At 68.1% G+C, this 13,024-nt stretch carries 9 protein-coding genes and 2 pseudogenes; 7 read left to right on the top strand and 4 right to left on the bottom strand.

Translation table 11 applies throughout. The annotated features are described in order from the left end of the window. Window positions 1-497: 497 nt before the first annotated feature. On the bottom strand, window positions 498-3,773 hold the full coding sequence (locus ACZ5CW_RS19210; protein ID WP_468602753.1) for a LamG-like jellyroll fold domain-containing protein: 3,276 nt from the start codon (window positions 3,771-3,773) through the stop codon (window positions 498-500). A gap of 535 nt (window positions 3,774-4,308) precedes the next feature. Between ACZ5CW_RS19210 and ACZ5CW_RS19205 the strand changes: the two are divergent. Next, window positions 4,309-5,377 (top strand): annotated as a pseudogene (locus tag ACZ5CW_RS19205) (glycoside hydrolase family 43 protein). Window positions 5,378-5,468: 91 nt separating this feature from the next. Here ACZ5CW_RS19205 and ACZ5CW_RS19200 read toward each other — a convergent pair. Beyond that, window positions 5,469-5,759, bottom strand: a complete 291-nt coding sequence (locus ACZ5CW_RS19200; RefSeq protein ID WP_468602751.1) for a DUF6355 family natural product biosynthesis protein — start codon at window positions 5,757-5,759, stop codon at window positions 5,469-5,471. A gap of 579 nt (window positions 5,760-6,338) precedes the next feature. Here ACZ5CW_RS19200 and ACZ5CW_RS19195 point away from each other — a divergent pair. Further along, the gene (locus ACZ5CW_RS19195; RefSeq protein WP_468602750.1) at window positions 6,339-6,683 is read left to right on the top strand and encodes a hypothetical protein; all 345 of its coding nucleotides are present in this window, start codon (window positions 6,339-6,341) and stop codon (window positions 6,681-6,683) included. 96 nt (window positions 6,684-6,779) lie between these two features. On the opposite strand, the gene ACZ5CW_RS19190 is transcribed toward ACZ5CW_RS19195, so the two are convergent. Further along, a complete protein-coding gene (locus ACZ5CW_RS19190) occupies window positions 6,780-7,325 on the bottom strand; it encodes an AAA family ATPase (RefSeq protein WP_468602748.1) in 546 nt (181 codons plus the stop codon). 412 nt (window positions 7,326-7,737) lie between these two features. Between ACZ5CW_RS19190 and ACZ5CW_RS19185 the strand changes: the two genes are divergently transcribed. From ACZ5CW_RS19185 to ACZ5CW_RS19165, 5 genes and pseudogenes are all read left to right on the top strand, one after another. Further along, window positions 7,738-8,496, top strand: a complete 759-nt coding sequence (locus ACZ5CW_RS19185) for a GntR family transcriptional regulator (protein WP_468602746.1) — start codon at window positions 7,738-7,740, stop codon at window positions 8,494-8,496. Window positions 8,497-8,564: 68 nt separating this feature from the next. After that, entirely contained in the window at window positions 8,565-9,824 is a 1,260-nt protein-coding gene (locus ACZ5CW_RS19180) for an MFS transporter (RefSeq protein WP_468602744.1), read from the top strand. A gap of 322 nt (window positions 9,825-10,146) precedes the next feature. Beyond that, window positions 10,147-11,085, top strand: a complete 939-nt coding sequence (locus ACZ5CW_RS19175) for a MerR family transcriptional regulator (protein WP_468602742.1) — start codon at window positions 10,147-10,149, stop codon at window positions 11,083-11,085. A gap of 245 nt (window positions 11,086-11,330) precedes the next feature. Next, window positions 11,331-11,741 (top strand): annotated as a pseudogene (locus ACZ5CW_RS19170) (class I SAM-dependent methyltransferase); the annotation flags it as partial. Between the two features lie 47 nt (window positions 11,742-11,788). Further along, window positions 11,789-12,148, top strand: a complete 360-nt coding sequence (locus ACZ5CW_RS19165; protein WP_468602978.1) for a hypothetical protein — start codon at window positions 11,789-11,791, stop codon at window positions 12,146-12,148. Between the two features lie 41 nt (window positions 12,149-12,189). Here the strand turns inward: ACZ5CW_RS19165 and ACZ5CW_RS19160 are convergent, their stop codons facing one another. Then, window positions 12,190-12,999 (bottom strand): endonuclease/exonuclease/phosphatase family protein, encoded by an 810-nt coding sequence (locus tag ACZ5CW_RS19160; protein ID WP_468602969.1) that lies wholly within the window; start codon window positions 12,997-12,999, stop codon window positions 12,190-12,192. Window positions 13,000-13,024: the final 25 nt, after the last annotated feature.

Here is a 13,024-nt window from a genome sequence, read left to right as displayed (position 1 = left end):
GGCTGCACGGCAACTGGCGGGGGCCGGCGAGGTGGGCGATGCGGCGGTGCCCGAGCTGGATGAGGTACTCGGTGGCGGCGAGGGCACCTTGCCCAGTGAACTTCACCGCCGACGGCGGCGACACCAGCGGCCTCGAACCGGTCCGCGGCGCCCTGTGGAACCAGCGGCTCTTCGGGCCGCTCGGCTACCGGGGACCGATCCCCGACATGTCCGGCACCTACGACCTGTCCGGCGTCATCACCACCGTCACCTACATCGACCTCGACTTCCGCTACGGCTGGGACGGCATCACCGACGGAACCTTCGACTTCCCGCCCGGCTCGACGTGGTTCGCGGACGGCAGGCTGTCCCGGTACACGGACGCCCGCAGCGCGTTCTGCCGGGCTGACCGTGAGCGGCTTCACCACCGGATGCCGGGCCTGACCGAGCCCGGACAAGAACGCGGTCCCGGCGGGATGTCCTTCCCCTCCCGCCGGGACCGTCGACGTCACCGCGTGCTACGGCCGCTCCTCGCTGTAGAGGCTGCTCACCTCCTCGGCGGTGAGCGCCTTGTCGTAGGCGTGGACCTCGTCCACCGCGCCGTCCCAGAAGTCGGTGTTCACGCCGTCCCACCGGGCGCGGCCGACGGCCAGCGAACCGGTGCTCCCGTAGGCGGGCCCGCCCGCCGAGGTCGCGGCCAACTCGCCGTCGACATACAGCCTGATCTCGTTGCCGGCACCGTCACGCACACCGACGAGGTGGTACCAGCGGCCCGGTTCGGGCGTGACCTCCACCCGGGCGCGCTTCTCGCCGGGGGTGCTGAAGGCGAACGCGCCGTGCCCGTACTGCAGATAGAACGGGCTGGCCTGGCGCCGGGTGTCCTGGCTGACCGCGGTGGCGTAGTTGCCGGGAAGCGAGTCGAGTGTCACCCAGGCGGAGACGGAGTAGCTGCCGGTGGTGTCGAGCACCGGGCCGGCGGTCTCGGCGTACTGTCCCTGACCGTCGAACTTCAGCGCGCTGCCGCTGACACCCGGCGCCCAGGTCGTGCCCTCGGCGAGGGTCAGAGGCCTGCCGTTCGGGCCGTCGTCCTTCGCGGTGCTGCCCGTACCCTCGTCGAGGGCCCAGTGCCCGCCGCCTTGCAGGTCGCTCCGTTCGCCCGCGGCGGCACCGGCTGCGATGACCTTCTCGTTGATCTCGCGGACCTTGACCGGGTCGACCTTGATCTCCCGGCGGTCGTAGGTGTAGAGCCCGTTGAGTTCGTTCTCCAGGTCGGTGATCTGCGTGTACACCGAACCGGAGAGTTCGGCGCCGGCCTGGTCGAGGTAGTACTTCTCGGTGTTCTCGACGTACTTGCGGGTCAGTGCCTCCTTGTCGGCGACACCGCTGTAGATCACCGTCGGGGCGCCCGGCCACATGTGGCCCGGGGTGCGCAGGGTGAAGCCTCCGTGTTCGCCGTCCATGGCGGCCCGGTTCCCGTCGGGGAAGGCCGGGTCGGTGTTGGCGTAGTCGTGGTGGTCGACGATGTCGCCCTTGCCGGAGTCGCCCTTGGAGTTGCAGCAGTTGACACCGGTGTGGGCGTTGACGACACGGGAGGGGTCGGTGGCCTTGACGGACTCGGCGATACGGCCGGTCGCCTCGCGGTCCCACTCGCCCCAGCCTTCGTTGAAGACGATCCAGCCGATCACGGAGGGCGAGTCGTGATGCTGACGCATCATCTCCCTGCCCTGGTCGACGAAGGCCTTCTGCCCGGTCCCGTCGGTGATGTTGCCGGAGACGAAGTCCTGCCAGACCAGCAGACCGAGCCGGTCCGCGTGGTAGAACCAGCGCGGCGACTCCACCTTGATGTGCTTGCGGACGGCGTTGAAGCCCAGCTTCTTGTGCGCCTTCAGATCGAACGCGAGAGCCTCGTCGCTGGGCGCGGTGTACAGCCCGTCGGGCCAGAAGCCCTGGTCCAGGGTGGCGAGGGAGAAGATCGGCTTTCCGTTGAGCACCAGCTTCGGGAAGCCCCCGATCTTCTCGATGCCCACCTTCCGCATGCCGAAGTAGCTGCCGACCTTGTCGCTCGACCTGCCGTCGGTGAGCTTGACGTCGAGGTCGTAGAGGTAGGGATCGTCCGGACTCCACAGGTGCTGCTTCGCCACGGGCAGGCGCAGTTGCTTGTTGGCCGGCCCGCTGACCGTGCCGACGACCTTGCCGCGGGCGTCACGGGCGACCGCCTCGACCCGGGCCTTCGAAGAGGCGTCGTCGGACTCGACGGTCACCGCCAGGCTGCCCGTGTCGATGTCCGGCGTGCTGACAACGTTATCGATGGACGCGGCGGCGACCGGCTCCATCCACACCGTCTGCCAGATGCCCGACGACTGGGTGTAGAAGATGCCGCCCGGATTGGTGGACTGCTTGCCCATAGGCTGGTTCGCGCCGCCGGTGTCGGTGACCGCGACCACGATCTCCTGCGGGCCGGTGCCCTTGAGCGCGTCGGTGATGTCGGCGGTGAAACCGGTGTAGCCGCCGGTGTGTTCGGTGACCTGCTTGCCGTTGACCCAGACCCGGGCCTGGTAGTCGACGGCGCCGAAGTTGAGCTTCAGCCGGTTGCCCTTGCCGTCCCGGCCGACCTTCCAGTTCTTCGGCACCTCGACGAGCTTGCGGTAGAACATGTGGTCCTCGTGCCGCTCCAGCCCGGAGAGCTGGGACTCGACCGGGAACGGCACGATGATCTTCTGGTCGAGATCCTTGCCGAACCGAGGCTGCTCACCCGCCTGGGCGGCACTGAACTGCCAGGGGCCGTTGAGGTTCTTCCACGTGGCCCGCACCTGCTGCGGGCGGGGGTATTCCGGCAGCGGGTGGCTCTTGTCGAGCTGGTCGCCCCACTTGGTGGTGAGCCGGTGGCCGGAGCTGTTCTGCGCGGACCGGACGATCTTCGGAACGGTCTCGGTTCCGGCCTTGAGGCCGCCTTCACCGTCGTAGGTGACCCGGACCTGCTGACCCTTTTGGACCGGCTCCGCCAGGGTGACGAGCAGGGAGTTGCGGTCACCCGGGTCGACCGCGACCGATGTGATCGGCATGGCGGTCGTGTCCGCCTCGATCTTCAGGTGCTCCTCGACCGCCGCGTAGTCGCTCACCCGGTCCTCGAACCGGGCCCGCAGCCGTCGCCCGTCCGCGGGGACGGTCAGCTCGACCGGGTAGACCTCGAAGCCGTCCGGCGGTGTGAACGCCGACTCCGGCACGAGCTGCTTGGGCATCGTCGGGGTCGACCAGCGCAGGAACATGTTGGCCCCGCCGGTGTCCTGGAACATCTCCAGGCGGAAGTCGTGCTTCTCGCCGGCGGTGAGCCGGACCGCGGCGCTGGTCTGCTCCGAGTCCCAGTCGCCCACCCAGTGGTCGATGACCGGCTTGCCGTCGATGAAGAGCCGGAAGCCGTTGTCGCCGATGGCGTAGAAGGTGTAGTCACCGGTCGCCGGTGCCTCGATACGGCCGGTCCAGCGAGCCGTCGTGTGTTCCGTCTTGCCGGTCAGTTCCTGGAAGGTGCTGGTCAGCCCGGAGAAGTTGATCTGCGGATCGAGCAGCGTGCCGCCGAGTCGGGCGAAGTCCCGGGCACCGGGCGCCGACATGCTGAAGTACTCGCCCTTCAGGCCGTGCACCTCGACCGCGGCCTTGTCGGCGGCGCGGGAGACCGTGCCGCCGGCCTGTTCCGCGGCCGAGGCCGTGGACAGCAGCCCACTCGTGGGCAGCATCAGAACAGCGGCGGTCAGCAGCGTCCACACCCTCGTTCGTGGGCGGGTACGCCGTCTCGTCATCCTTCTGCTTGTCATCGGATCCTTCCTTGCGCAGAGGGCGATGGGACCAGTCGGGCTGCGTCGGTCCGGGTGCCCGCGGCGGATGCCGCGTGCGTCCCGACGCAGCCGGTGGACGCAGCCAGTGGCGCCGGGCGATGCGTCATGCCGTCTGCTCGGCTCAGGGCGGTACGTCGGTGGGCAGGGGAAACCGGATTCCGAAGAAACCGGTTCTTCCAACGTTGGAAATCTTGTGCGCAGCGGCATGACAACACGCCGCTCGCCGACTGTCCAGACCTCGCGCACGCTCTTGGACCGAACCGTCGTGGGGGAGTGGCGAGGCGGATCCCTATGGCCGCGGCGCCACGGCGCCCGCGAACGGCCTGGCCCGTGCGGGCGGTTCGGCATGTCTTCGCTCCCTGACATTGACATGTCCCGGGCTGCTCACGATGCTGAGTGGGTACGTTCTTGCATCGATGTAAAAGCGTGGCGTGGAAGTCGGGACGCCATCCCCTCCGTCGGCCGGGCGCCGAAGCGGAGGCCGACCACGGACGGGACCATGAAGCTTGCTCGTCGGCTCACCGGTGCCGCCGCCTGCGCGCTGTCGGGCGTCCTCGCAGCGGTGCTCTCCTTGTCGTCCGCCGAACCCGCTCAGGCGGAGCAGACCGGCCTCAGAGCCGCCGACCCGAGCGTGCTCCGCGTCGGCGGCACGTACCTCTCGGTGCAGTCGACCGGGGGAGGCATCGCCGTGCGGCAGGCCGCGTCGACGGCGGCTCTGGCCTCGGCGCCCGCCCGGCAGGTCTGGTCGGACACCCGCAACCTCGGCGAGGTCTGGGCCCCGGAGATCGTGCGGGACGGCGGCCGCTACCACATCTACTTCTCGGCGGGCCGCGGATCCGCACACCGGATGTACGAGATCAGCTCCGCCGGCCCGGACAGCGGATACACCGCCGAGACGAAGCTGGCCCTCCCGGACGACAAGTGGGCCATCGACGGCACGCTGTTCACCTTCAACGGGCAGCGCTGGTTCGTCTGGTCCGGCTGGGCCGGCGACACCAACGTCGAGCAGAACCTCTACATGGCCCGGATGAGCAGCCCGACCACGCCGACGGCGCGCGGTACATCATCTCCCCACCACGCGAGAGCCGGGAGCGGGTGGTCGGCAACCCGTTCATCAACGAGGCTCCCGAGGCCATCAAGGCCCCAACGGCCGACTGCACATCGTGTACTCCGCCAACGGCAGCTGGAGCGACCGGTACTGCCTGGCCGACCTCAGACTCCGACCCGGCGGCGACCCGACGTACGTATGGGACTGGTACCAGTCCAACGGCTGCCTCTTCGGCTCCAACCGCGCCACCGCGATGGCCGGCTGGGACCCGACGCTGTACGTCGACGGCCCCGGCCACCACAGCTTCGTGCTGCTCGACGGCGACATCGGCACCAGCCCGCCCGCCGGCCCGAAGTCCCGCCTGATGTTCCACGCGGTACCCAAGGGGACGCCGTACTCATGGGAGAACCGGTACTGGTACACCGGCTCGTTCTGCTGGTGGGGCAACACGACCTACAGCCGCGCCAACGCCCCCGGCCCCAACACCGACACCGGCTGGAGCCTCAAGTTCTTCGAGTAGGCGCCTGCTGCCAGGCGACTGCCGCGGACCGGGGCCGTCCCCGACGACGGGGGCGCCCCCGGTCGATCACGGGAGTGAGCAGCGATACCCGTCAGCAGGTACGGCCCGTGTAGTGGGCGCCTTGGATCCTGTCGGCGCCACCCAGCCAGGACCTGCCCGGGCCCACGCACCGCTCGTAGTCCGGCCCCCAGGCCACCTCGACCTTGATCACCACGTTGGAGCCGTCGCTGGTGCAGTGGTGGTAGAAGGCGTCGGATCCGGTCTCGTAGAAGCCGCACGGATCGGCGGCCGCCGGGGTCGCGGTGACGGCGCCGGCACCGATGAAGGCGAGTGCGAGGGCGGCGGAGGTGAAGGTACTGGTCAGCAGAGGACGGACACGCACGACGAACTCCTCGTGGAGGGCCGGGGAAAGCCGGGAAAGGAAGACTGCTGCCGGGAAGGTCGGTCGCCCGGCCGCGCGCCCATGATCACGGGTCGTGGAGGTCTCATCCGCCGCCTGCCCGTCGATGTCACCCGTCGAATCGTTCCCTCGCTACGCCAACCGGATGACTTCCTCATCACCGGGGGCGAAGCCCGCGGAGGGGCCGGCGACCGGATCGGACCCGCACCGCTCCAGGCGCGCCCTCAGCCCGGCTCGCGGCCGGCGATGAAGCCTGGTGAGCCGTCAGTTCCCAGGGCCACCGCCCACTCGACGTCACTGCTCCGCTGCCGTCTCGGGTACCAGGGCATACACTCGAGCATCTATCGCGCCGTAGACGGGGTTCATGGCCATGCCGACCGAGAGCAGAGGTAAGACCGCCGCGTGGGCGAAAGTCCTGGCAGGGATCGTCCTGCTCGTTCTTCTCCCCCTGGTCGTCTGGTTCATGATCTCTTTTCCGCGAGCGCACGCGATCCCTTGGTGACATGCCGCCGTCGCTCCCAGGGCCTGTCCGGCGCATCATGACGCCATAGGCTGCAGCGCATGCACGACACGCTGACCGAGCACGCCCGGTGTCTGTACGGGGATGAGTACCGTCCGACGCCGGAGTGCGGTCAGGAGCACCGCGAGCACTATTTCGTCGAAGAGCTGACGTTCGCTGATGCGGACGCGATCCTCTCGATGCTGCGTGAGCTTTGCCCGCACGTGGTCGACGGCCGGCTCCCGGTGTGGATCCGCAACCTCGCCTACCGTCTCGTGCTTCTGCAGCGGCCGGACGAGCCGGCGATCCTGCGTGAGGCTGCGCAAAACCTGTGGCTGCACGGACCGGACTGGGACGACATCGCAGCAGAGCTGACGCGGCGCGCTGATGCTCTGGAAGCCGACTGAAGTGATCGTCGAGTCGAGGAGCAGCAGAAGCCCGGCCCGGGGAACCGGCGTTGGCGGTCCACCGCGAGATTCTCAGCGATCTTCTTATGGGTTGTCTCAGCCGGCGATGCGGGCTGTGGTGAGGCCGGCGAGGATCTGGTCCACGGTTTGGTCCGGCGTCTGGTGCGACGTGTCCAGCCACAGCCCGCGGCGCGGGGTCCCCTGGCGTAGGGCGTCGTCGAGGATGTCGACTGTCCAGGGGTCGCTATAGCCGTTCTTGGGGCGGTCGGCCTCACGTGCCGCGACCGCTTCGGGTGCGGGGGCAAGGACGACCAGGTACAGGGGCCTGGTCGTAACGGCGTCGAGGTAGGGGGCGAGGTGCCCGCCGAGGACGACGTCTTGGACGACAACGGTCCATCCCGCCTGCGCGTACAGGTCTGCTACTGCCGCTGTGGCCCGGTAGCGCAGTCGCAACTGCGCCGTGGCCTCAGCGGTCGGCTGCGGCGTGAACTCCTCACGACCGGACACGATCATCCGCCGGAACCCGTCGCCGCGCAGGTGCACGGAGCGCGGGAGACGCTCGGCCAGCAGTTGTGCGACGGTGGACTTCCCGGATGCCATGACACCCGTGACGAGTACGACTGCCGAATCGAGATCCTGCACAAGATCACGTCCATAACCACCAGTGGCTTCAAGCTGATGACCAATGCTGCCACGCTCGACGTCCCGCGCCACGTCGTCGAGTTCCTTGCTCGCCGCTCACCGGCCGTGCGCGGCGATCTTCCGCTCGTCGCTTGGGACGCCGCGCCGCCCGGCTGCGCCATCCGGCCGGGCGAGTCCTGGTCGGTGGACCGTCGGAGCCCAGGTGCTCCCCGCGCGTCCGGGGATGGCCCCGGCAGAGCCACCCCGTCTTCAGTTCCGACAGACAGCTGTGCGGTCAGGCGCCACGGTTTTGCGCAGGCGCATGAGCGCGCAGCGTATTTCTACTCCAGCAGATTTTCTCGGGTGCAGTAACTTGCCAACGCCCCCTGTGAACGACCAGCTGCCGCAGAGCAGGACAACCGGAGGATCACCCATGCCCCGAGAGGCTCCGTACCTCGCCGTGGCCGACGCGCTGCGCGCACGGATTCTCGCGGGGGAGTGGGGGGTCGGGCAGCGCCTGCCGTCCCGGGCACGGCTCGCCGAGGACTACGGGGTCGGGCGCAACGTCGTGCAAAGGGCCATGGATCGTCTGATCATCGACGGTCTTCTCGAAGGACGCGCCGGCTCGGGTACCTACGTCCGCACGCCACGTGAGCGCCTGCGGCTGGTCCGCTCACGGCATCGCGAACGCCGGGAAGGCTCTCTTCCCTGGTCGGACCGGAGGGAGCGGGGCAGGGCCGACGCCTGGGATGCACACAGTCAGGTGCGCGTTCCCGCCCCCGAGGCCGTCGCCGAGCGGCTTGCCATCCGTCCGCAGGACCTCTGTGTCACTACGCATTACGAGTTTCTCGCCGACGGGCAGCCCGTCCAGCTGTCCGAATCCTGGGAGCCGATGGCTATCACGGACGGAACACCGATCGTGCTTCCCGAGATGGGTCCCCTGGCGGGAAAGGGTGTGGTCGAGCGCATGCGCTCCATCGGTGTGGTCGTCTCCCGTGTGGTGGAGGTGCCACGTCCGGCTCGTGCCACCCAGGCACAGGCGAATCTCCTGGGGATCAACGCGGGGGACCTGGTGCTTCAGATCGAGCGGACAATCTACGACACGAACGGACGTCCGGTGGAAACGGCTGACATGGTCATTCCGGACGCGTGCCGGGAAGTGGTCTACGAGTTCGGAGTCGACCGTCCGTAGTCGTTGAAGTCGTCAGAAGGTCATCGCAAATTCGACCGTAATCGACTGTAATTTACTGTAGGTGTCGAATGTCAAAGTTATTCCGGCTCGGCCTCTTGCGCGATCGAGACTTCGGGCGACTGTTTGCCGCCACCGCGCTCGGCCAGCTGGGCGACCGCATCATTTTTCTGGCGCTGCCTCTGGTCGCCCTCACGGCATTGCACGCCGACGAGTTCCAGGTCGGATTGCTGGCCGCGATGACTACGGCAGGATCCCTCTTGGTCGGGCTGCCGGCAGGGGCGTGGGTGGACCGCATGCGGAAGCGATCGGTGATGATCAGCACTGATCTCGCTCGCGCACTGGTCCTCTTGACGATACCAACGGCGTGGTGGGGAGACTTTCTCACCATCTGGTGGCTCTACGCAGTCGCCTTGGCCCACGGAGTGTTGACGGTTTTCTTCGACGTCGCGTACGTCAGCTGTCTTCCACACCTGGTGGGGCGCGGCAATCTCGTGGAGGGGAACTCAAAACTGTCGGCGATACGCTCGGTGACCAGTATCAGCGGGCCGACGGTGGCAGGGCCGCTGGTCGGCCTGGTCGGAGCGCCTGCGACGCTTGTGGCGAGTTCGGTCGGGATGGCTATGTCGGGGCTGCTCGCGAGCACGATCCGCACACGCGAACACAAGCCGGAATCGAGTGAACGTCCGCAGCTGGGACGCGAAATAAAGGATGGATTGCAGTTCGTCCTCACACACCCCACCCTGCGTGCCATCATGCTGGGAGACGCCGTATTCAATCTCTTCCTGGTCATGTATCAGACCATGTTGCTGGTCTTCCTTGAGCGGGAGATAGGTCTTGAGCCCTCTGGTATCGGCCTCATTCTGTCAGGAATGGGATGTGGTGCCTTGCTGGGCGCTCTGTCGGCAACAGCATTCTCGAAACGGGTCGGGCAAGGCCCGGTCATGTGGCTCGCCTCCCTGGTCACCTGCCCGCTGACCGCCCTCATGCCGCTGGCGCGACCAGGCTGGAGCGTGTACGTGGCTGCGATCGGGCTCGCGGCTCTTTCGCTGGGCGGAGTCGTCCGCGTTGTGGCTCAGTCAAGCGTCCAACAGGCCCTGACACCGGACCGGCTTCTGGGCCGGATGAGTGCAACGGCTCGGTTCGTGGCCTGGGGTGGCATTCCCCTCGGTGGCCTTTTGGGGGGAGCCTCGGGCTCTGCGCTCGGAGCGACGGGCACCTTGTGGATCGGTGCCGCCGGTATGACGCTGAGCGTCCTCCCCAACTTGCTGTCACCGCTTCGATCAATGCGCACGCTGCCCACAGAGAAGGCTCCCGACTTCGCGCACTGAGGCTAGGGCGATCAGGTCTTGACCCAGTTGTCCGCCACCCGGCGGATCACCGTGGCCGCCGGTCTGACGGACATCCACGCACGCGGCGCTGCTCGCGACCCTGGTCCCAGCGATGCTCGCGCTCGCGGCCGAACGCAGTTGGGGCGCCACCGGGGTCGGGCATGCCCGTCGAGTACACCGCACCGCGACGGCGGTGCCCGGACACGACGCGCTCCTGGGGCCAGGAAGTGGACGCGCTTCAGGTTTGTGGGCGAGGGGGTGGTTGCTACCGGCAGGCATCGTGGGTTGAGTCTCCAGTAGGGGGAGACGCAAAGGTGGAGGCATGGACGGCGACACGCTCTACTCGATCGGTGAACTCGCTCGGCGAACCGGTCTCACGGTCAAGACCATTCGGTTCTACTCCGACCGCGGAATCGTGGCGCCGACAGAACGCAGCCCGGCCGGCTACCGGCTCTACGACACTGCCGCCCTCGCGCGCCTTGAACTCGTGCGGACTCTGCGCGAACTGGGAATCGACCTTCCTGCGATCCGCAAGATCATGGACCGGGAACTCTCGCTTCCGGAGGCCGCCGCGGCGCACGCCGAAGCGCTGGCGGTGCAGATCCGCGTCCTGCTCCTGCGGCGCGCGGTGTTGACAGCGGTCGCCGAGCGCGGGTCCACCCCGGAGGAGACAGAACTCATGCACCAGTTGGCCCAGCTCTCCGAGGACGAACGCCGACGTCTGATCGGCGAATTCGTCGAAGCCGTCTTCGGTGGTCGTGACGCCGCACCTGCGTTCGCGGGGATCCTGCGCTCGATGACCCCCGAGCTGCCCGACAACCCCGAGGCGGAACAAGTGCGCGCCTGGGTGGAGTTGGCCGAACTCTCCCTGGACCCTGATTTCCGCGCCAGTATGCGGCGAATGGCCGATGACCAGGCAGCCGAGCAGACGCAAAGCGACTCGACGGGACCACGCCGTGACATCGCCGCGTTCGTCCGTGACCAGGTCGGCCCGGCCCTGACGGCTGGAATCGAGCCGGCCTCACCCCACGCGGATCCGATCGTCGCAGCGTGCACGGCGCACTACGCGGCCCTCCTCGGCCGCCCCGACGACGCAGAACTTCATCGCCGACTGTCGACTCGGCTGGCGCGCGTGAACGACCCCCGCAGGGAGCGGTACCTACGGCTCCTCGCAGTCGTCAACGGTTGGCCGGCCCCGGAGAGTCTGGCTCCGGTGTTGGACTGGTCCGTCCAGGCCCTGCGCGTCCGGACACAGCGATGACAGGGCGGTCGCGACACGGCATGGGCCGGAGACGGCCGGCGTCGGAATCAAGGAAGTCACCCGCGGCAAACCGACAGGTGAGGTGGGCGGACCACGGTGAAACACCTCGCGGAGGTGGCGGCAGCCTTGAATTACGGCCCAACACTCCAGTGTGACCTCGTGATCACGTGTGGTCGGGGGATGTTGCAGGTGGACGCGGCCTTCGCCGGCCCCCTACGTTGGCCGCTTGCCGATCGGGGAGGCGGATGACCGTGCAGGGTGAGGTCGACATGGCACGCAGTCAGGTGTTCGGTGAGGTGGCCGAACTCTACGATGCCGCTCGCCCGGGATATTCGGACGCTCTGGTTCCGGAGGTGTTGGCGTACGCGGCCTTGGGCGACCGTACGGCGGTGGAGGTCGGAGCGGGGACCGGCAAGGCGACGGTGCCGTTCGCGGCCGTGGGCACGCCGCTGGTGTGCCTCGAGCCCGACCCGCGTATGGCGGAGGTGCTGCGCCGCAACACCGAGCACTACCCAGGGGTGCGGGTTCATGTCGGCGCTTTCGAGGACTGGCAGCCGTTCGGCCGCGGCTTCGGGCTGGTCTTCGCCGCTACGTCCTGGCATTGGACGGATCCGGAGCGGCGTTGGGACCTGGTGCACGCTGCCCTTGCGCCGGGCGGCGCGCTGGCCTTGTTCTTGAACCCGCAGGGCGTCCGCGACGGGGAGTGCACGCTGCCCTGGCCGAGGCCGACCGCCGCCACGGGATTGCCGGTGCACCACACAGTGAGCCGGCGTCCTCCTACGGCGAGGTACCCGGGAGCTGGGCCGGTCAGCCCGGCTGGCCCGAGGACGAGTGCCGCCGCGACGGCCGCTTCACGGATCTGCGTGCCGTGCGGTATCGGCAGGATCAGTACTACGACACCGACCACTACGTGGGGTTTCTGGCCTCGCTCTCGCGCTATCGCGTCCTGCCCTCCGACCGGCGCGAGCGGGTTCTCGCCGAGACTGCCCAGGTCCTGAATGCCCACGGCGGCGGCATCGGCATGGCCCTGTTCAGCGACCTCTTCCCCGCCCGGGTGCGGTGAGCGGCTGGAGACGACCAGATCACGGGCCTGGGTAACACCCTTTAGGTTGGGTCCAGGTCGGTGTGCAACAGGTGGTGGTCCGAGTACGGGCTGGGATGCACCCGGTGCGAGAGGGGGGCGATGCCCCGCAGAAAGACGTAGTCGAACTTGCTGTGCCAGTCGGTGGTCGGCTCGCAGGCGCCGACGAGCGAGGGGCGGCACTGGGGGTCCGTGTCCGCGGCCAGTGCCCAGATCCCACCGAGTTCGGAAGCGCCCGGCACGGTATTGAAGTCGCCGAGGACGATCGCGCGGTCATGCCGGGCGACTTCTGCGGCGAGTACGTCGATCTGGTCGGCCCGGATCGCTTCTTGACGTCGTTGGGCGAGGTGGGTGTTGAAGACGCGGACGGGCCGGCCGCCCACCATGGTGGTGACCGCCATGTACCCACGGTCTTCGGATCCGCCGTCGGGGTACTCCACGTCCATGCGGTCTGTCATCGGTGCCGCCGACAGGATTGCCTGACCGAAGGCCCCCGGGCGCCACGGCAATCCCCCGCAGCGGCTCCAGCTTCGGAGAACCGTGCCGTACTCGACGTGGTAGACCAGCCCATAGAAGTTCTCCAGATCATCCCGGATCTTCTCGACGTCACGCACGCACGCTTCTTGCAGGCCGACGACCTGGGGCGCATACGTGGCGATCTCCGCAGCCCGGCCGAGGTTGTATCCGCTTCGACCACAGGGGTTGCAGATGTTCCACGTCATGACCCGGTTCGGTACGACGTCCTTGACGGCGTCGACCGGCAGCGGCTTGGCGATGAGGGCACTGCTCGGTGCGCTGGGGCCGATGAACAGCATCATGCAGGCCGCGGTCATGGCGCCCGCGAGCAACCGAGTGCCT

The sequence above is a fragment of the Streptomyces sp. NPDC031379 genome (assembly GCF_055569615.1).
Note: the sequence above shows the minus strand (reverse complement) of the source record. Positions and strands in the feature narration are given on the sequence as shown.